At 71.0% G+C, this 18,364-nt stretch carries 17 protein-coding genes; 12 read left to right on the forward strand and 5 right to left on the reverse strand.

Annotated features, from left to right (window positions below):
• Window positions 1-2 precede the first annotated feature (2 nt).
• Complete coding sequence (locus tag AC3A3J_RS13585) at window positions 3-773, forward strand: enoyl-CoA hydratase/isomerase family protein (RefSeq protein ID WP_487672774.1); 771 nt, start codon at window positions 3-5, stop codon at window positions 771-773.
• A gap of 66 nt (window positions 774-839) precedes the next feature.
• On the forward strand, window positions 840-2,363 hold the full coding sequence (locus AC3A3J_RS13590) for an ATP-dependent DNA ligase (protein WP_487672775.1): 1,524 nt from the start codon (window positions 840-842) through the stop codon (window positions 2,361-2,363).
• Window positions 2,364-2,424: 61 nt separating this feature from the next.
• Here AC3A3J_RS13590 and AC3A3J_RS13595 read toward each other — a convergent pair whose 3' ends face one another.
• Window positions 2,425-2,934: a phosphoribosyltransferase gene (locus AC3A3J_RS13595; protein ID WP_487672776.1), complete on the reverse strand. Its 510-nt coding sequence runs from the start codon at window positions 2,932-2,934 to the stop codon at window positions 2,425-2,427.
• Between the two features lie 154 nt (window positions 2,935-3,088).
• Here AC3A3J_RS13595 and AC3A3J_RS13600 point away from each other — a divergent pair, with 154 nt between their 5' ends.
• From AC3A3J_RS13600 to AC3A3J_RS13610, 3 genes are read left to right on the forward strand one after another with little or no spacing between them, the layout of a single operon-like run.
• Window positions 3,089-4,744: a thiamine pyrophosphate-binding protein gene (locus AC3A3J_RS13600; RefSeq protein WP_487672777.1), complete on the forward strand. Its 1,656-nt coding sequence runs from the start codon at window positions 3,089-3,091 to the stop codon at window positions 4,742-4,744.
• A 26-nt stretch (window positions 4,745-4,770) separates the two neighbouring features.
• Window positions 4,771-5,625, forward strand: a complete 855-nt coding sequence (locus AC3A3J_RS13605; protein WP_487672778.1) for a PhzF family phenazine biosynthesis protein — start codon at window positions 4,771-4,773, stop codon at window positions 5,623-5,625.
• A gap of 8 nt (window positions 5,626-5,633) precedes the next feature.
• Entirely contained in the window at window positions 5,634-6,029 is a 396-nt protein-coding gene (locus AC3A3J_RS13610) for a VOC family protein (RefSeq protein ID WP_487672779.1), read from the forward strand.
• Window positions 6,030-6,044: 15 nt separating this feature from the next.
• On the opposite strand, the gene AC3A3J_RS13615 is transcribed toward AC3A3J_RS13610, so the two are convergent.
• The 3 genes from AC3A3J_RS13615 to AC3A3J_RS13625 all read right to left on the reverse strand — a co-directional run bounded on the left by AC3A3J_RS13615 (window position 6,045) and on the right by AC3A3J_RS13625 (window position 9,914).
• The gene (locus tag AC3A3J_RS13615; protein WP_487672780.1) at window positions 6,045-6,425 is read right to left on the reverse strand and encodes a VOC family protein; all 381 of its coding nucleotides are present in this window, start codon (window positions 6,423-6,425) and stop codon (window positions 6,045-6,047) included.
• A 112-nt stretch (window positions 6,426-6,537) separates the two neighbouring features.
• Window positions 6,538-8,415 carry an FAD-dependent monooxygenase gene (locus tag AC3A3J_RS13620; protein ID WP_487672781.1) on the reverse strand — a complete coding sequence of 626 codons (1,878 nt, stop codon included), beginning with the start codon at window positions 8,413-8,415 and terminating at the stop codon, window positions 6,538-6,540.
• A 119-nt stretch (window positions 8,416-8,534) separates the two neighbouring features.
• Window positions 8,535-9,914 carry an MFS transporter gene (locus AC3A3J_RS13625; protein WP_487672782.1) on the reverse strand — a complete coding sequence of 460 codons (1,380 nt, stop codon included), beginning with the start codon at window positions 9,912-9,914 and terminating at the stop codon, window positions 8,535-8,537.
• Between the two features lie 149 nt (window positions 9,915-10,063).
• On the opposite strand from AC3A3J_RS13625, the gene AC3A3J_RS13630 reads away from it, so the two are divergent.
• The 7 genes from AC3A3J_RS13630 to AC3A3J_RS13660 all read left to right on the forward strand — a co-directional run bounded on the left by AC3A3J_RS13630 (window position 10,064) and on the right by AC3A3J_RS13660 (window position 17,383).
• Entirely contained in the window at window positions 10,064-11,572 is a 1,509-nt protein-coding gene (locus AC3A3J_RS13630; protein WP_487672783.1) for a fumarylacetoacetate hydrolase family protein, read from the forward strand.
• Complete coding sequence (locus AC3A3J_RS13635; protein WP_487672784.1) at window positions 11,569-12,252, forward strand: GntR family transcriptional regulator; 684 nt, start codon at window positions 11,569-11,571, stop codon at window positions 12,250-12,252. Before AC3A3J_RS13630 ends, AC3A3J_RS13635 begins: the two co-directional genes overlap by 4 nt.
• Window positions 12,249-13,745: a 5-carboxymethyl-2-hydroxymuconate semialdehyde dehydrogenase gene (gene hpaE, locus AC3A3J_RS13640; RefSeq protein ID WP_487672785.1), complete on the forward strand. Its 1,497-nt coding sequence runs from the start codon at window positions 12,249-12,251 to the stop codon at window positions 13,743-13,745. Before AC3A3J_RS13635 ends, hpaE begins: the two co-directional genes overlap by 4 nt.
• Before the next feature lie 113 nt (window positions 13,746-13,858).
• Window positions 13,859-15,025 (forward strand): 3,4-dihydroxyphenylacetate 2,3-dioxygenase, encoded by a 1,167-nt coding sequence (gene hpaD / locus AC3A3J_RS13645; protein ID WP_487672786.1) that lies wholly within the window; start codon window positions 13,859-13,861, stop codon window positions 15,023-15,025.
• Window positions 15,026-15,034: 9 nt separating this feature from the next.
• Window positions 15,035-15,820: a fumarylacetoacetate hydrolase family protein gene (locus AC3A3J_RS13650; protein WP_487672787.1), complete on the forward strand. Its 786-nt coding sequence runs from the start codon at window positions 15,035-15,037 to the stop codon at window positions 15,818-15,820.
• Entirely contained in the window at window positions 15,805-16,605 is an 801-nt protein-coding gene (locus AC3A3J_RS13655) for an HpcH/HpaI aldolase family protein (RefSeq protein ID WP_487672788.1), read from the forward strand. Before AC3A3J_RS13650 ends, AC3A3J_RS13655 begins: the two co-directional genes overlap by 16 nt.
• Before the next feature lie 61 nt (window positions 16,606-16,666).
• Complete coding sequence (locus AC3A3J_RS13660) at window positions 16,667-17,383, forward strand: DUF6882 domain-containing protein (RefSeq protein ID WP_487672789.1); 717 nt, start codon at window positions 16,667-16,669, stop codon at window positions 17,381-17,383.
• Window positions 17,384-17,484: 101 nt separating this feature from the next.
• Here AC3A3J_RS13660 and AC3A3J_RS13665 read toward each other — a convergent pair whose 3' ends face one another.
• Window positions 17,485-18,363, reverse strand: a complete 879-nt coding sequence (locus AC3A3J_RS13665) for a bifunctional methylenetetrahydrofolate dehydrogenase/methenyltetrahydrofolate cyclohydrolase (RefSeq protein WP_487672790.1) — start codon at window positions 18,361-18,363, stop codon at window positions 17,485-17,487.
• Window position 18,364: the final 1 nt, after the last annotated feature.

Raw genomic sequence — 18,364 nt, forward strand, 5'->3', positions numbered from 1 at the left:
CGATGATCGACCTCACCATCGCCGACGACGTCGCGACCGTCGTCCTCGACGCCCCCGCGAAGCGCAACGCCGTCGACGAGCAGGCCCTGCGCGACCTCGACGCCGCCTACGCCGACGCGGAGGCCGCCGGGGTGCGCGCCCTCGTGCTGCGCGGAGAGGGACGCGCGTTCTGCGCGGGCCGGGACATCGCCGGGGTCGACCCGCGCGACGACGACGTCATCGGATTCCTCGGCGGGCTCGTCATGCCCTTGATGCGACGCATGGCGCGGTTCCCCGCCCCCACGTTCGCCGCGGCGCACGGCGCGTGCCTGGGCGTGGGACTCGGACTGCTGATCGCCACCGACGTGGTGTACGTCGCCGAGTCGGCGCGGATCGGCTCGCCGTTCGCCGGCCTCGGCGCGGCCCTCGACTCCGGAGGGCACGCGCTCTTCGTCGAGCGCCTCGGCGCGCACCGCGCTCTCGACCTCGTCTACACCGGTCGCATGATGAGCGGCGTCGAGGCGGTCGCCGCGGGGCTGTTCTCCCGGGTGCTCGCCGACGACGACGTCGTGCCGGCGACCTTCGACGCGGCGCGCGGCGCGGCCACGGGCGCCACGGCCGCGTTCCGCGCGAGCAAGGAGATCGTCGCGCGCATCCGCGATCAGCGTCTCGCCCTGTGGGAGGCGATGGACCTCGAGACCGCCGCCCAGGCCGCGCTGCGCGACACCGAGGACTACCGCGAGGGCTTCACGGCCTTCCAGGAGAAGCGACCGCCGCGGTTCACCGGCCGCTGAACAGGCGTCGCCCGCGGCGTTGTCAACGCTCTGCGCGATGTCGGCGACCGGTGGCATCATCGCCGCATGGACCTCTCCACGCTCGTCCACGCCGCCGAGGCGGTCGCCGCCACCGCATCGCGCCTCACCAAGATCGACGTGCTCGCAGGGCTCCTGCGCTCGGCCGACGCCGACGACGTCCCGGCGCTGGTCGGACTCCTGCTCGCTGCGCCCCGGCAGGGCAGGGTCGGCGTGGGCTGGCGCGGGATCGCCTCGCTCGACGTGGCGCACGCCGAGCAGTCGTCGCTCACGATCGCCGACGTCGACCACGCGCTCACCGACCTCGCCTCGGCTGCCGGAGCAGGGTCGAGCGGCGTGCGGGCCGAGGTGCTGCACGCCCTCGCCGCCCGTTCGACCCCCGCCGAGTGGGACTTCGTGACCCGGTCGATGCTCGGTGAACTGCGCACCGGCGCGCTCGGCGGTGTGCTTCTCGACGCGATCGCGCGCGCCGCCGACCGCGCACCCGACGCCGTGCGCCGGGCCGCGATGCTCTCGGGCGACATCGGCGAGACGGCGCGCATCGCCCTCACCGGCAGCCCCGACGATCTCGACGATGTCGGGCTGCAGGTCGGCCGCCCCGTTCTCCCGATGCTCGCCTCCACGGCGTCCTCCCCGACCGAGGCGCTGGGCACCACCGGCGAGGCATCGGTCGAGTTCAAGCTCGACGGCGCCCGCATCCAGGTGCACCGTCGCGGCGACGAGGTCGGCGTCTACACCCGCAGTCTGGCCGACATCACGCATCGGGTGCCCGAGATCGTCGACGTCGTGCGGGCGCTGCCGGCGGACGATCTCATCCTCGACGGCGAGACGCTCGCGCTCGACGAAGACGGGGGTCCTCGGCCGTTCCAGCAGACCATGTCGCGGTTCGGCGCCGATGCCGCGCGCGAACTGGCTCTGCGCCCCTGGTTCTTCGACGTGCTGCACGTCGACGGACGCGACCTCATCGACGAACCGTTGCGCGCGCGCCTCGCCGAACTCGAACGCGTGGCGGGCGAATGGCGCATGCCCGGCGTCGTGACCGCCGATGCGGACGAGGCCGAACAGCTCTCGCGGGAGGCGCTGGCAGCGGGGCATGAAGGGGTGCTCGTGAAGGCGATTGATTCGCCCTACACCGCCGGCCGCCGCGGCAAGTCGTGGATCAAGGTCAAGCCCGTGCTCACCTTCGACCTCGTGGTGCTCGGCGCCGAATGGGGCTCGGGGCGACGCAGCGGCATGCTGTCGAATCTGCATCTGGGGGCGCGCGACCCCGAGGGCGAGTTCGGCGACCCCGGCGGGCTGGTGATGGTGGGCAAGACCTTCAAGGGGCTCACCGATCAGCTCCTCCGCTGGCAGACCGACACCTTCCCGGGCGCCGAGACCCGGCGCACGCAGTCGACCGTGTTCGTGCGCCCCGAGTTCGTGGTCGAGATCGCGATCGACGGGGTGCAGCAGTCGCCGCGCTACCCGGGCGGGGTGGCGCTGCGGTTCGCCCGGGTGAAGGGCTACCGGCCCGACAAGACCCCGGCCGAGGCCGACACGATCCAGACCCTCCGCGGGTTGCTCCGAGGGTGACGGCACGGGGCGGATCGGCGGCGTTAGGCCGTCTCCGCACGCGCCGGGTCAGCGCATCCGCTCAGGCCGAGGGCGCGAGCCCGAGGTCCTCCTCGCGCACGGTGCCCTGGAACGACCACGGGAAGTTGATCCAGAGGTCGGTGTCCTTCCAGGCGTAGTCGGGCTGGATGATCGTCGACGGCTTGGTGTAGATCGTCACCGAGCGCACGTCGGCGCCCTTCTCCTTCAACATCTGCACGGCGAGGGCCAGGGTGCGCCCCGAGTCGGCGACGTCGTCGACCAGCAGCACCCGCCGACCGTCGAGGTAGGCCATGTCGAGCTCGGGAGGAAGCACCTCCGGGGCGTCGAGCACGGTGCCGATGCCGGTGTAGAACTCGACATTGATCGCGCCGCAGTTCTTCGCGCCCAGGCCGTAGGCGATGGCGCCCGCCGGCAGCAGTCCGCCGCGCGCGATCGCCACGACGACCTCCGGCTCGAAGCCGGAGTCGAGGATGTTCCGGGCCAGGTCGCGGGTGGCGGCACCGAAGCCGTCCCAGGTGAGCGTCTCGCGCTCGTTCGCTGCATCAGTCACCGCTCCATTGTGCGCCACGCCGGGCGATAGACTGCACTCGTCCGGTCCTCTGACGATCGGTGCCTGAAAAAGGGGCACGAAGCACCGCGCGACGACGCGGGTGCGAGACACATACGGAACGCATCTCTCCGTCCCTGTCTCGAAAGGCTTCGCCATGCCCTCCGTGTCCGCTCACGTCGCCCTCACGCTCGCCCAGCACATCGATGCCGTCTTCGGGGTGATGGGCAACGGCAACGCGTACTTCCTCGACGCGCTCGAGACGCAGACCGACGCCGTGTTCACAGCCGTGCGCCATGAGCAGGGAGCAGTGGTCGCCGCTGACGCGCACTACCGCGCCTCCGGCCGCATCGCCGCGGGCACGTCGACCTACGGCGCCGGGTTCACGAACACGCTCACGGCTCTGGCCGAGGCGGTCCAGGCGCACGTCCCCCTCGTGCTGGTGGTCGGCGACGAACCGACGTCGGGCCCGCGCCCCTGGGACGTCGATCAAATCGCGCTCGCCTCGGCCGTGGGCGCGCGCACGTACACGGTGGGCCGTGCGGATGCCGCCGCCACCACGGTCATCGCGATCGAGCACGCGCTGACGTACCGCGTCCCCGTGGTGCTCGCGATCCCCTACGACGTGGCGTCGCTCGACGCGGGTCCGGTGCCCGACGCCCCGGAGCCGCGGGTGCCCGCGCCTCTGGCCCCGCGCGGCGAGTTCGCCGAGGGCATGCTCGACGAGATCGCCGCGGCGCTGCGCGACGCCGAGCGCCCGTTCCTGCTCGCCGGCCGGGGTGCCTGGCTCGCCGGTGCGAGCGAGGCCCTGGGCGCGCTGGCGGAGGCGACCGGGGCTCTCACGGCGTCGACGGCGCTGGGACGCGGGGTGTTCCCCGACGCGCGATACGACCTGGGGGTGACCGGCGGGTTCGGCGCCGAGGGGGCGATGGAGGTGATCCGCGAGGCCGACGTCGCCGTCGTGTTCGGGGCGGGACTCAATCAGTTCACGATGCGTTTCGGCGCACTGTTCGCGCCGGGCACACGGGTGTTCCAGGTCGACATCTCCCCTGCCGCCACCCACGCCCACGTCGGCGGCTTCGTGCGCGCCGACGCCCGCCTCGCCGCCGAGGCCCTCGTCGCACGCCTCGCCCCTGCATCCGCCCCCGAAACGCGGCCGTGGCGAGAGGCCGTCGACGTGGTGGCCGCCCGCGCGTACGAGGCGGGCGACGAGCTCGCGCCCGACGGGCGGCTCGACCCGCGGTCCGCCGCGCGACGCATCGGCGAACTGCTGCCAGACGACCGCGTCGTCGTCTCCGACGGCGGCCACTTCATCGGCTGGGCGAACATGTACTGGCCGGTTGCCGCGCCCGATCGCATGATGATGGTCGGCACCGCGTTCCAGTCGATCGGTCAGGGGTGGCCGAGCATCGTGGGCGCAGCCCTCGCCCGGCGAGAGGCGACCATCGTGCTCACGTCGGGCGACGGTGGAGGGCTCATGGCCATCGCCGACCTCGAGTCGGCCGTCCGCGCGGCCGCAGGGCGGGGTATGGCCGTGATCTGGAACGACGCCGCCTATGGTGCGGAGGTCAACCTCTACGGTCTCAAGGGACTCGCCGAGGGCCCGATGCGCATCCCCGAGGTCGACTTCGCGGCGTTCGGCGCCGCGGTCGGCGCGGAGGGAGTCGTGGTGCGCACCCTCGCCGATCTCGACCGCCTCGCCGCGTGGGCGCAGGAAGACGCCCGCACTCGGCGTTTCCTGCTGCTCGACCTGCGCATCTCGGGCGACGTGATCGCGCCGTACCAGCAGGAGATCATCCGCGTGAACTCGTGACCGGAGCAGGCGATAGGCTCCGACTCATGACGGATTCGCCCGAGATCCTGCGCTACAGCGCGTTCGCCGCCGCACCGGACGGCGGCAACCCCGCCGGTGTCGTGCTCGACGCGTCGGGTCTCGACGAGGAGCGGATGCTCGCGATCGCGGCCGCGGTCGGATACTCCGAGACGGCCTTCGTGACGGCACGTTCCGCCGCCGATGGTGTGTCCCGCGCGCGCGTGCGGTACTTCTCCCCCGGCGCCGAGGTTCCGTTCTGCGGGCACGCCACCGTCGCGACCGCCGTCGCACTCGCCGAGCGCGACGGTGCGGGTGACGTGGTCTTCGACACTCCGGCCGGCGAGGTCGCTCTGCGTTCCACCGTGTCCCCCGACGGACGGATCACCGTCGCGTTCACGAGCATCGAACCGGAGGTGCGCGACCTCGACCCCGATGTGCGCGACCGGCTCCTGGCGCTGCTCGGACTCGACGGCTCCGACCTCGATCCGCGCTTCCCGGCGAAGGAGTCGTTCGCCGGCAACCGGCATCCGATCCTGGTGATCGCCGACCGTGAGCTCTTCCACCAGTTCCGCTTCGCACCGGCCGAGCTCGCCGCGCTCATGCGCGCGCAGGGGTGGCCCGGCACGGTGACGGTGCTGTTCGCCCACGAGGCGGCGCTCTTCGAGGCGCGCAACCTCTTCCCGGTGGGCCGCATCACCGAAGACCCGGCGACGGGGTCGGCGGCCGCGGCGACGGGCGCGTACCTGCGAGCGATCGGTTGGCCCGAGCGACGGCTCGTGATCCGGCAGGGCGCGCACGTGGGCCGGCCCAGCGAGCTGCACGTGCAGATCCCGGAGACCGGCGGCATCGTCGTCTCCGGCAGCGCGACGGCGATCGGCTGAGTCGTCCGATGGCCGGATTGCATCACGTCGAACTCTGGGTCTCTGACCAGGGCAGCGCACGAGACGACTGGGCCTGGCTGCTGGCGCGCGTGGGCTTCGAACGGACCGACCAGTGGGATCGCGGCGAGTCGTGGCATGCCGACGGCGCGTACCTCACCGTGACCACCTCACCGAACCTCGCGCACGACGAGCACGACCGCCGCCGCCCGGGCGTCAACCATCTCGCCTTCGAGGTGGCCACCGCCGACGACGTCGACGTCCTCATGGCCGAGGCACCGTCACACGGATGGTCCCCCCTGTACCACGACCGGTACCCGCACGCCGGTGACCCCGACCACTACGCCGGGTGGCTCGAGAACGCCGCCGGCTTCAAGGCCGAGGTCGTCGCCGCCCGCCGCGCCTGAGACAGCGACCGCGCCTCATCCCTGCGCGCCGTAGTCCGGTAGCTGTTGCAGCGTCCAGGTGTTGCCGTCTGGATCGGAGAATCGCACGAAGCGCCCCCAGTCCTGATCGTCGACCCCCTCGGCCTCGACGCCGAGACCCCGCAGATGCGCGAGCGCCTCGTCGGCATCGGGCACCACCACCTGGATGGTGTTCTGCTGCCCGGGCTCGAGGCCGATCCCCAGGCCGGTGCCGAAGGCGATCGAGCACGCGGAACCGGGCGGCGTCATCTGCACGAAGCGCAGGCCCTCGGTCACCGTGTGGTCGTGGTCGGCGTGGAATCCGACCCTCTGGTAGAACTCCTTGGCCCGGTCGACATCCGACACGGGCACGAAGATGAGTTCGATCTTCCAATCCATGACGTGCTCCTCCTGACGAGTGCGCGGCGGGCGTCGTCGCGCGTCCGCGTCCACGGTAGGACCGGCCACCGACATCCGCCAGACCGACGATCCATCGGGCTGCACGTCGCGCTCACGCCGCCGGCAGGAACGCCCCCGCCAGGAACTCCGCGAGCTCCGCCACCCCGTCCGCGTCCAACGGCAGCACCGCGGCCACGTACTGGTCCGGCCGCACCAGCACCACCGCACCGTCGTCCGAGATCTCCCGCGCCGCGAAGATGTCGACCTCCGTCCACTTGCTCGGCCCGGCAGCGTAGACCTTCTCCCAGTCCACGAGCCCCAGCGGTCCGCTCCGCGGCCGGAAGAGCGCCGGGGCCGTGGTCACCTCCAGCTCCTCGAACGGCTGGCGGAAGACGACCTTCGCATCGAACACGGCGTCCTGCGCGGCCTCCCCCGGCGTGAAGCGCGCCAGCACCGGCGCGACCGCTTCCGCCCAGGCATGCAGCCGCGCGCCGTCCGCGTCGCCGAACGCATACACCCGCCACCGGCCGTCCGCCCGCGCATGGTGCCCCAGATGCACGACGTTCCCGTCGCTCACCCGCACCACCTCGGCCGACTTGAATCGTTTGCCCACCGGGTAGCCGGCGGCGAGCGCCTGATGCTGCTCCGATGCGATGATCATCGACGGTGTGTACCGGGTCATGAACCCCGACGGAAACTCGGCGGTCGCGAGGTAATATGTCGCGAGGTCGTTCGGGTCGGAGATCTCCTCGGGCTTGCGGGCCATGAGGCTCGACCACTCGCGGTCGAAGTCGATGAGTTGCTGTGCGACCGGCTGCCGTTCGGCGCCGTAGGTGGCGAGCAGGCTCTCGGGCGCACGGCCGGTGAGCACCGACCCGAGCTTCCATCCGAGGTTGAACCCGTCCTGCATCGACACGTTCATGCCCTGTCCCGCTTTGGCGCTGTGGGTGTGACAGGCATCGCCGGTGAGGAACACGCGCGGCGACCGTCCCTCCTCGCCCGTCGCATCGTCGAAGCCGTCGGTCACCCGGTGCCCGACCTCGTACACGCTGTGCCAGGCCACCTCGCGCACGTCGAGCGTGTAGGGGTGGAGGATGTCGTTCGCGCGGCGGATGATCTCGTCGATCGGCGTCTGCCGCACGCGGTGGTCGTCGTCGTGAGCGACCTCGCCGAGGTCGATGTACATGCGGCTCAGGTAGCCGCCCTCGCGCGGGATGTGCAGGATGTTCCCCGCCCGCGAGTTGATCGCGCACTTGGTGCGCCAGTCGGGGAAGTCGGTGTCGACCAGCACGTCCATCACGCCCCAGGCGTGGGCGGCGCTCGCCCCGACGTGCGTGCGACCGATGGCCTGACGCACGCCGCTGCGCGCTCCGTCGCACCCGGCGACGTACTTCGCGTGCACGGTGCGCTCCTCCCCCGAGCGCGGCCCGGCGACGTGCCGCAATCGCACCTCGACGGGGTACTCGCCGTCGTCGTGCACGGTGAGCCCCACGAACTCGATGCCGTAGTCCGGCACGATGCGCGCGGGGCCGTCGACCGCCGCTTCGGCGAAGTAGTCGAGCACGCGCGCCTGGTTGACGATCAGATGCGGGAACTCGCAGATGTCGTAGGCGTAGTCGGCGGTGCGGGTCGTGCGCACGATCCCGGCGGGGTCGGCGGGGTCCGGTCCCCAGAAGTTCATCCACCCGATGTTGTAGGCCTCGGCCGTGATGCGCTCGGCGAACCCGAACGCCTGGAAGGTCTCGACGCTGCGCGGCTGAATGCCGTCGGCCTGCCCGAGCGCCAACCGCCCCTCGCGCTTCTCGACGAGGCGCGTGACGACGTCGGGGTACTGCGACATCTGCGCCGCGAGCAGCATGCCGGCGGGGCCGGACCCGACGATCAGCACGTCGATCTCGTCGGGGAGATCGGCGGGCCGGTCGAGGCCGGTGCCCGCGGCGTCCTGCACCCGCGGGTCTCCCGACACGTAGCCGTGGTGGTGGAACTGCATCGTCGTCGATCCCTTCCGAGATTCTCATTCTGCGCTCCCGTCGCACTTTCTGTCGCCGCGCCGAGGTGGAAGCGACAGAAAGTGCGACGGGAGCAGGCCGGCCGGGGCCGACCGAGGGGTCAGGCCTTGGCGAGGCCGTAGATGGGGCTCACAGACTGCTCGTCCTCGTGGTCCGGACCGAGGGGGATGCCGGAGCGGTCGCGCAGCAGCAGCGTGGCGACGAGGCCCAGCACGGTCATCCCGGAGAGGTACCAGGTCACGGCGCCCGTGGAACCCGTGGCCTTCACGATCGCCGCGGCGATGGTGGGCGCGAAGGCCCCGCCGGCGATCGCACCGATCGCGTACGAGATCGAGACGCCCGAGAAGCGGATGCTCGCCGGGAACAGCTCCGTGTACAGCGCTGCCTGCGGCCCGTAGGTGAAGCCGAGGCCGATCGTGAGGATCGCGAGGCCGGCGAACACGAGGCCGATCTCGCCCGTGTTGACGAGCGGGAACAGTGCGAACACGCCGCCGAGCTGCAGCACCCAGCCGATGATGTACGTGGTGCGACGGCCGATGCGGTCGCAGACCCATCCGGCGAGCAGCGTCGTGAGCAGCCAGGTGACCGCCGAACCGGCCACGGCCCACAGCACCGGTCCGCGCTCGAGACCGATCGGCCCCTCGGGGTCGGTGGTGTAGTTCTGGATGTACCCGCCGGTCGTCATGTAGCCGACCGCGTTGTTGCCGGCGAACACGAACGCCGCGATGATCACCAGCAGCAGGTGCTTGCGGAAGAGCTGCAGGATGGGCATCTTGGCCCGTTCCTTGCGCTCCGCCAGTTCGGCGAAGACGGGGCTCTCCTCGACCTTGCGGCGCACGTAGTAGCCCACGAGGATCAGCACGACGCTGAGCAGGAACGGCACGCGCCACCCCCAGGCGAGGAACTGGTCGCCGGGGGCGAGCGCGGTCATGAGCGCCATCACGCCCGAGGCGAGCAGCAGGCCGAGGGGCACGCCGATCTGCGGCGATGCGCCGAAGATGCCGCGACGGGTGCGGGGCGCGTGCTCGACGGCCATGAGCACCGCTCCTCCCCACTCGCCGCCGGCCGAGATGCCCTGCAGGATGCGCAGCAGCACGAGCAGGATGGGCGCCGTGACGCCGATCGTCTCGTAGGTCGGCAGCACGCCGATGAGTGCGGTGGCGAGCCCCATGAGGATCAGCGTCCACATGAGCACGGTCTTGCGGCCGAGCTTGTCACCGAAGTGTCCGGCCAGGAACGCCCCCAGCGGACGGAAGAGGAAGCTGACGCCGACGGTGGCGAACGCGATGATGGCGCTGTCGGCGCCGAGCGGCGCGAAGAACAGCTGGCCGAACACGAGTCCGACCGCCGTGGCGTAGATGAAGAAGTCGTACCACTCGACGGTGGTGCCGACCACCGTGGCGAAGACGACGCGACGGCGGTCCGCCGCGGTCGCGATGGTTCCCGTGGGTGTGAACCCTGTCTGTGACTGACCGCTCATGCGGTGTCTCCTTTGTTCGTGACTGCGTTGTCACGGCGTGCGTCCGAGTATCGGGTCGGGCTGCTTGCCGGGGGTAGTCAGGATGATATATGATTTCGGATACGACGCACAAGACGTCGTGACGACGACGAGCGCGAGGAGGCGCCCCCGTGACGGACACCACCCCCCGCCCCGGCAAGATCATCGCCATCCACCTCAGCTACGCCTCGCGCGCCGACCAGCGCGGCCGGCGCCCCGCCGCCCCCTCCTACTTCTTCAAGCCCGCGAGTTCCGTCGCGGCATCCGGCGGCACCGTCGAACGACCGGCGGGTACCGAGCTGCTCGCGTTCGAGGGCGAGATCGCCCTCGTCATCGGCACCGCCGCGCGGCGCGTGGGACTCGCGGATGCCTGGTCGCACGTCGCGGCGGTGACCGCGTCGAACGACCTGGGCCTCTACGACCTCCGCGCGAACGACAAGGGATCGAACGTACGCTCCAAGGGCGGCGACGGGTTCACCCCCCTCGGACCGCAGCTCATCGACGCGCGCACCGTCGACCCGACCGACCTGCGCGTGCGCGCATGGGTCAACGGCGAGCTCAGGCAGGACGACACGTCGGCCGGCATGATCTTCCCGCTGGCGCAGCTGGTCGCCGACCTGTCGCAGCACTTCACGCTCGAACCCGGAGACGTCATCCTGACCGGCACCCCGGCGGGTTCGTCGGTCATCGCGCCGGGCGACGTGGTCGAGGTCGAGGTCGATGCCCCGAACGCCCCCGGCTCCCCCACCTCCGGCCGACTGGTGACGACCGTCACGCAGGGCGAGATCCCGTTCGACGAGACGCTCGGGTCGCTTCCCGCCGTCGACGACCTCCAGCGCACCGAGGCGTGGGGGTCCCCCGAGGCTGCCGGACTCCCGGCCGCACCGGCGACGGCATCCGCCACCGCTCCCTCCACCTCGGCCGTCCTCTCTTCCGAGCTCCGCGCTCTGCTCGTCGAGGCGCCCACCGCCGGCCTCTCGGCGCAGTTGCGCAAGCGCGGCCACCTCGCCTGCTTCATCGACGGCGTCTCGGTCAACATCCCCGGAACGAAACTCGTCGGCACGGCCCGCACGCTCCGCTTCGTCCCCTTCCGTGAAGACCTGTTCGCGAGCCACGGCGGCGGGTTCAACGCACAGAAGCGCCTGTTCGACGCCGTGGGCGACGGCGAGGTCATCGTGATCGAGGCACGCGGCGACGCGACCAGCGGCACGCTCGGCGACATCCTCGCACTCCGCGCACGCACCCGCGGCGCGGCCGGCGTCGTCACCGACGGCGGCGTGCGCGACTTCGCTGCCGTCGCCGAGATCGGACTCCCCGTCTTCTCGCAGGGCGCGCACCCTTCCGTGCTCGGTCGCCGGCACGTGCCGTGGGAGGTCGATACGACCATCGCGTGCGGCGGGGCGACCGTCCAACCGGGAGACATCATCGTCGGCGACGACGACGGGGTGCTCGTCATCCCGCCCTCCCTCGCCGCCGAGGTGGCGGAGGCGACCCTCGCCCAGGAGCGCGAGGACGCTTGGATCGCGACGCAGGTCGCGGCCGGGCACGCGGTCGACGGACTGTTCCCGATGAACGCCGAATGGCGCGCACGCTACGACGCCGCCATCGGCGACGGCGAGCACGGGGGCGACGCGCGATGACCACGTCCGCTGCGAGCAAGTCCGAGGTCGCGTACGAGTGGATCCGCTCGCGCATCACCGGGCACATCTTCAGCCCCGGCTACCGCCTGGTGCTCGGCTCGATCGCCGACGACCTGCGCATGAGCGTCGTGCCGGTGCGGGAGGCCATCCGACGGCTCGAGGCCGAGGGCCTGGTCACGTTCGAGCGCAACGTCGGCGCGCGGGTCACGCTCGTCGACGAGAGCGAGTACGCCCACACCATGCAGACGCTGGGCATCGTCGAAGGGGCGGCCACGGCGCTCTCCGCCCCGCTGCTCGACGACGCGGCGCTCGATGAGGCCGCGCGCATCAACGACCGCATGGCGCGGATGCTCGACCACTTCGACGCCCACGCTTTCACCGAGCTCAACCGCCAGTTCCACTCGGTGCTGTTCGAACCCTGCCCGAACCCTCATCTGCTCGACCTCGTCCACCGCGGATGGTCGAGACTGGCCGGCATCCGCGACTCGACGTTCGCGTCGGTGCCCGGCCGCGCCCATCACTCCGTCGAGGAGCACGCCGAGATCCTGCGCCTGATCCGCGCGGGCGCCGATCCCCTCGAGATCGAGCTCGCCGCCCGCGACCACCGCTGGCGCACGATGGACGCGTTCCTCGACGCCCTGCACGCCCGTTCCGCACCCACGACCGGAGACCCGTCATGACCGATTCGCGCATCCCCGCAGACCTGCCCGACCACATCCAGCACTACATCGACGGCGCGTTCGTCGATTCCCTCGACGGCGGCACGTTCGACGTGCTCGACCCCGTCACCAACGAGACCTACACCACGGCATCCGCCGGCACGAAGGCCGACATCGACCGTGCCGTCGCCTCGGCGCGGAAGGCGTTCACCGAGGGCCCGTGGCCGCGCATGCTCGCCCGCGAGCGCTCGCGCATCCTGCACCGCATCGCCGACATCGTCGAGTCGCGCGACCAGCGCCTCGCCGAGCTCGAGTCGTTCGACTCGGGCCTTCCGATCACGCAGGCGCTCGGCCAGGCCCGCCGGGCGGCCGAGAACTTCCGATTTTTCGCCGACCTGATCGTCGCGCAGTCCGACGACGCCTTCCAGGTGCCCGGCAAGCAGATGAACTACGTCAACCGCAAGCCGATCGGCGTGGCGGGGCTCATCACGCCCTGGAACACCCCCTTCATGCTCGAGTCGTGGAAGCTCGGCCCCGCGCTCGCGACCGGCAACACGGTCGTGCTGAAGCCCGCCGAGTTCACGCCGCTCTCCGCGTCGCTGTGGGCGGGCATCTTCGAGGAGGCCGGCCTTCCGCAGGGCGTGTTCAACCTGGTCAACGGTCTCGGCGAGCAGGCCGGCGATGCGCTGGTGAAGCATCCGGACGTGCCCCTCATCTCGTTCACCGGCGAGAGCCGCACGGGGCAGATCATCTTCGGCAACGCCGCGCCCTTCCTGAAGGGGCTGTCGATGGAGCTGGGCGGCAAGTCGCCCGCCGTGGTCTTCGCCGACGCCGACCTCGACACGGCGATCGACGCCACGATCTTCGGCGTCTTCTCGCTCAACGGCGAGCGCTGCACCGCCGGCTCGCGCATCCTCGTCGAGCGCTCCGTGTACGACGAGTTCGTCGAGCGGTACGCCGCGCAGGCGAAGCGCGTCAAGGTCGGGTATCCGCACGACCCCTCCACCGAGGTGGGAGCGCTCGTGCACCCCGAGCACTACGACAAGGTGATGAGCTACATCGAGATCGGCAAGACGGAGGGACGCCTCGTCGCGGGCGGCGGTCGCGCCGAGGGCTTCGACGAGGGCAACTTCGTCGCCCCCACGGTGTTCGCCGACGTGCCGCACGACGCGCGCATCTTCCAGGAGGAGATCTTCGGGCCCGTCGTCGCGATCACTCCGTTCGACACCGAGGAGGAAGCGCGCACTCTCGCGAACGACACGAAGTACGGGCTGGCGGCCTATATCTGGACCAACGATCTGCGCCGGGCGCACACCTTCGCGCAGTCGGTGGAGGCGGGCATGGTGTGGCTGAACAGCAACAACGTGCGCGACCTGCGCACCCCGTTCGGCGGCGTGAAGGCGTCGGGCCTCGGCCACGAGGGCGGGTACCGGTCGATCGACTTCTACACCGACCAGCAGAGCGTGCACATCACCCTGGGCGCACCGCACAACCCCACCTTCGGCAAGCACTGACCCCCTCCATCCACACGCTCCCGTCGCACTTTCTGTCGCTCCGGCCGGCTCCAGCCGACAGAAAGTGCGACGGGAGCGGCAGAGCAGAGAACACCCACAGCAAGGACGCTGACATGACCGACAAGACCCAGAAGACCTTGACCTCCTCCGGCTACTACGTGTCGCAGGAGGCGCCAATCCACTCCGACAACCCGGTCGCGACGCCCTCGAGCACGCCGCCCGACATCCTGCGCTGCGCATACATGGAGCTCGTCGTCACCGATCTCGCCGCCTCGCGGCAGTTCTACGTCGACGTGCTGGGTCTCTACGTCACCGAGGAGGACGGCGAGGCGATCTACCTGCGCTCCACGGAGGAGTTCATCCACCACAACCTGGTGCTGCGCCGGGGGCCCATCGCCGCCGTCGCCGCATTCTCGTACCGCGTGCGCTCGGCCGACGACCTCGACAGGGCCGTCGCCTTCTACTCCGAACTGGGCTGCGACGTGCGCCGCGCACCCGAGGGGTTCGTGAAGGGCATCGGCGACTCGGTGCGCGTCGTCGACCCGCTCGGATTCCCCTACGAGTTCTTCTTCGAGACCACGCACGTCGAGCGGCTGTCGTGGCGCTACGACCTGCACACCCCCGGCGAGCTCGTGCGCCTCGATCACTTCAACCAGGTCACCCCCGACGTGCCGCGCGCGGTGCGCCACTACCAGGACCTCGGCTTCCGCGTCACGGAGGACATCCAGGACGACGCGGGCACGGTCTACGCCGCGTGGATGCGACGCAAGCCGACGGTGCACGACACCGCTGCGACGGGCGGTGACGGCCCGCGCATGCACCACGTCGCCTTCGCGACGCATGAGAAGCACAACATCCTCGCGATCTGCGACAAGCTCGGTGCCCTCCGCCGCTCCGACGCGATCGAGCGCGGCCCCGGCCGCCACGGCGTCTCCAACGCCTTCTACCTGTACCTGCGCGACCCCGACGGGCACCGCGTCGAGATCTACACGCAGGACTACTACACGGGAGACCCCGACAACCCGGTCATCACGTGGGACGTGCACGACAACCAGCGCCGTGACTGGTGGGGCAACCCCGTCGTGCCGTCGTGGTACACCGAGGCCTCGCTCGTGCTCGACCTCGACGGCAACCCGCAGCCGGTCGTCGCCCGCACCGACAGCTCCGAGATGGCGGTGACGATCGGTGCAGACGGATTCTCGTACACGCGTCCCGATGAGGGCGAGGCGTCTATGCCCGAGTACAAGCAGGGCGAGTACAAGCTCGGCCACCAGCTCTAGGAGGAGAGGATGCTCTCGCACGACGTCATCGCGCAGATCGCGGCCGAACTGGCCGAGGCCGACCGCACCCACGGGGTGATCCCCCGCATCACCGCGCGGTGGCCGGAGGCCACGGTCGAGGACTCGTACGCCATCCAGGGGGTGTGGCGCGACGCGCAGATCGCCGCCGGTCGGCAGCTCGTCGGCCGCAAGATCGGTCTGACGTCGAAGGCCATGCAGCAGGCGACGGGCATCACCGAGCCCGACTACGGGGTGATGTTCGACGACACCGTGTTCGCCTCTGGTGCCGAGATCCCGACCACGCACTTCTCGAACGTGCGCATCGAGGTCGAACTCGCGTTCGTGTTGAAGCACCCGCTCGCAGGCCCCGACTGCACGCTCGACGACGCCCTCGCGGCCATCGACTACGCCGTCCCCGCACTCGAGGTGCTGAACTCGCACATCGAGCTCGAGGGGCGGACGATCGTCGACACCATCAGCGACAACGCGGCGTATGGAGCCATGGTGCTGGGCACCGAACGCCGACGCCCCGACGAGATCGACCTGCGCTGGGTGCCCGGCGTGCTCTCGCGCAACGGCGAGATCGAGGAGACCGGCGTCGCGGCCGGGGTCCTCGGGCATCCGGCGACGGGCGTGGCCTGGTTGGCGAACAAGTTCCATCAGCACGGCGCGCGGCTCGAGGCCGGAGAGATCATCCTGGCAGGATCGTTCACACGCCCGATGTGGGTGTCGCGCGGCGACCAGGTGCTGTGCGACTACGGACCGATGGGAACCATCTCATGCCGCTTCGTCTAGACCCCTCCTTCCGCGAGGCGCTCTCCGGCTCCGACCGCGGACTCGTGGGCATGTGGGTGTGCTCGGGCAGCCCGCTCCTCGCCGAGGTCGCCGCAGGCTCCGGGCTCGATTGGTTGCTCATAGACATGGAGCACTCCGCCAACACCCTCGAGAGCGTGCTCGTGCAGCTGCAGGCCGTCGCGGCCTACCCGATCACCCCGCTGGTGCGGGTGCCGTCGAACGACGTCGTCTCGATCAAACAGGTGCTCGACCTCGGGGCGCAGAACCTCATCGTCCCGATGGTGTCGTCGGCCGAAGAGGCGCGCGCCGCCGTCGCCGCCACGCGCTACCCGCCTGCGGGCGTGCGCGGGGTGGGCAGCGCGCTCTCGCGCAGCGCCCGCTGGAACCGCGTCGACGGCTATCTGCAGGACGTGGATGCCCACGTCTCGCTGACCGTGCAGATCGAGACCGCGGCCGGGGTCGAGGCCGCCGCCGAGATCGCCGCCGTCGAGGGTGTCGATGCCGTGTTCGTCGGGCCGTCCGACCTCGCCGCCTCGCTCGGACTGCTCGGACAGCAGACGCATCCGGATGTCGTCGCCGCGGTCGAGCGGGTGTTCGCCGCCGTGCGGGCGGTCGGCAGACCGGTCGGTGTGAACGCCTTCGACCCGCCGGCCGCCGACGGGTATCTCGCCGCGGGCGCCGACTTCGTCGCGGTCGGGGCCGACGTCGCCCTGCTCGCACGCGCGTCGGAGGCCCTGGCGGCACGATTCATCGCCCCTGCGGCTACCCAGCGCGACAGCTACTGACCGGCGAGGAGATCGTGGTGCCGACTGGCGGATTCATAGCCGGGCGCACCACACTGGACGCATGACCTTCGCTGCCCTCCAGCCCCTCGCCGACCGCGCCGCCCTGTTCACCGCGCTCCGTCAGGACGCCCTCTCCGTCGCCGCCGACGCGCTCGGCGAGCACCGGTGGGACGTCGACATGACCGCCGGCACCCTGACCTTCAGCGCGAACGGCGACCCGTCGCGCCGTCTGGTCACCCGCGCGCACCTCGTCGCCACGATCGCGCCGGGCCCGCGCTCGCTGCTGTGGGCGTGGGCGCACCCCCAGGGCGACCCGCAGGGCGTCGCGACGCAGTTGCGCGCCTACGGGCAGGAGCACGGCCTGTCCGAGCTCGCGAACGCCGAGGTCCCCTTCCCGGCCGACGCTCCCGGCGACGAGGCCTGGATCGCGCAGGCCGCGCACACCGTCGGCGGCGTCGCGGTCGAGATCACCGGCCGCGCCCCCTACTACTCGGCACCGATCGGCGGCGGCACCCGCGCCGTGTTCCTCCTCGACGCGCCGCTCCCGCCGGTCACCGTGCGCGACGCGTCGATCGCACTGCCCCGTATCCTCGCCGGACTCGCGCTCTCCGACGCCCGCAGCGCGGTGTGGGACCTCGCCCGCCTCGCGGGGTGGACGCTCACCTGGACCGACCAGTCGTTCTCGGGCGCGAACCTCAGCGACGGCACGGGCGCGATGACGTTCTCGTTCGACGAGCACGCGCGCATCACGAACCTCCAGCCGCACATCGGCGGCTGAGTCCGCGGCAGCCGGCAGCCCCGAACGCGAGAAACCCCGCCCGATCAGCCGATTCGGGCGGGGTTTCTCGCGTCTGCGCAAGGAGCGACGAGCGGATGCCGTCAGACGATCCGCTCGGCCGCCTCGACGACGTTGGTCATGAGAAGGGCGACGGTCATCGGCCCCACGCCGCCCGGGTTGGGCGAGACGAAGCCGGCGACGTCGGCCACGTCGGGATGCACGTCGCCGAAGACGAGGTTCTTCCCCGTCTCGGGGTCGGTCTCGCGCGTCACACCGACGTCGAGCACCGCTGCACCGCGCTTCACGTCCTCGGCGCGGATGAGATGCTTCACGCCCGCCGCGGCGACGATGACGTCGGCCTCGCGCAGGTAGCGGGGCATGTCGACCGTACCGGTGTGCGTGAGGGTGACCGTCGCGTTGAGATCGCGACGGGTGAGCAGCAGTCCGATCGAACGGCCGATCGTCACCCCGCGCCCGACCACGACGACGTGCTTGCCGTTCAGGTCGTAGCCGTTGCGCACCAGCAGCTCGATGACCCCGCGCGGCGTGCAGGGCAGCGGCGTGTGGATCGGGCTGTTGACGTTCAGCACGAGACGACCGAGGTTCGTCGGGTGCAGACCGTCGGCATCCTTCGCCGGATCGATGCGCTCGAGGATCGCGTCGGTGTCGAGGTGCTTCGGCAGCGGGAGCTGCACGATGTACCCGTGGCACTCCGGATCGGCGTTGAGCTCGTCGATCAGCGCCTCGACGTCTTCCTGCGAGGCATCGGCGGGGAGCTCCCGCTGGATCGAGTTCATCCCGATCGCCTCGGACTGCCGGTGCTTCATGCCCACGTACAGCTGCGAGGCGGGATCGGCGCCGACGAGCACGGTCGCGATACCGGGCGTGATGCCGCGGGTGCGCAGGGCGGCGACGCGCTCGGTGAGCTCGGCCTTGATCGCCGCCGAGGCCGCCTTGCCGTCGAGAATGGTCGCGGTCATG

It is taken from the genome of Microbacterium sp. Soil_N32, assembly GCF_057655505.1.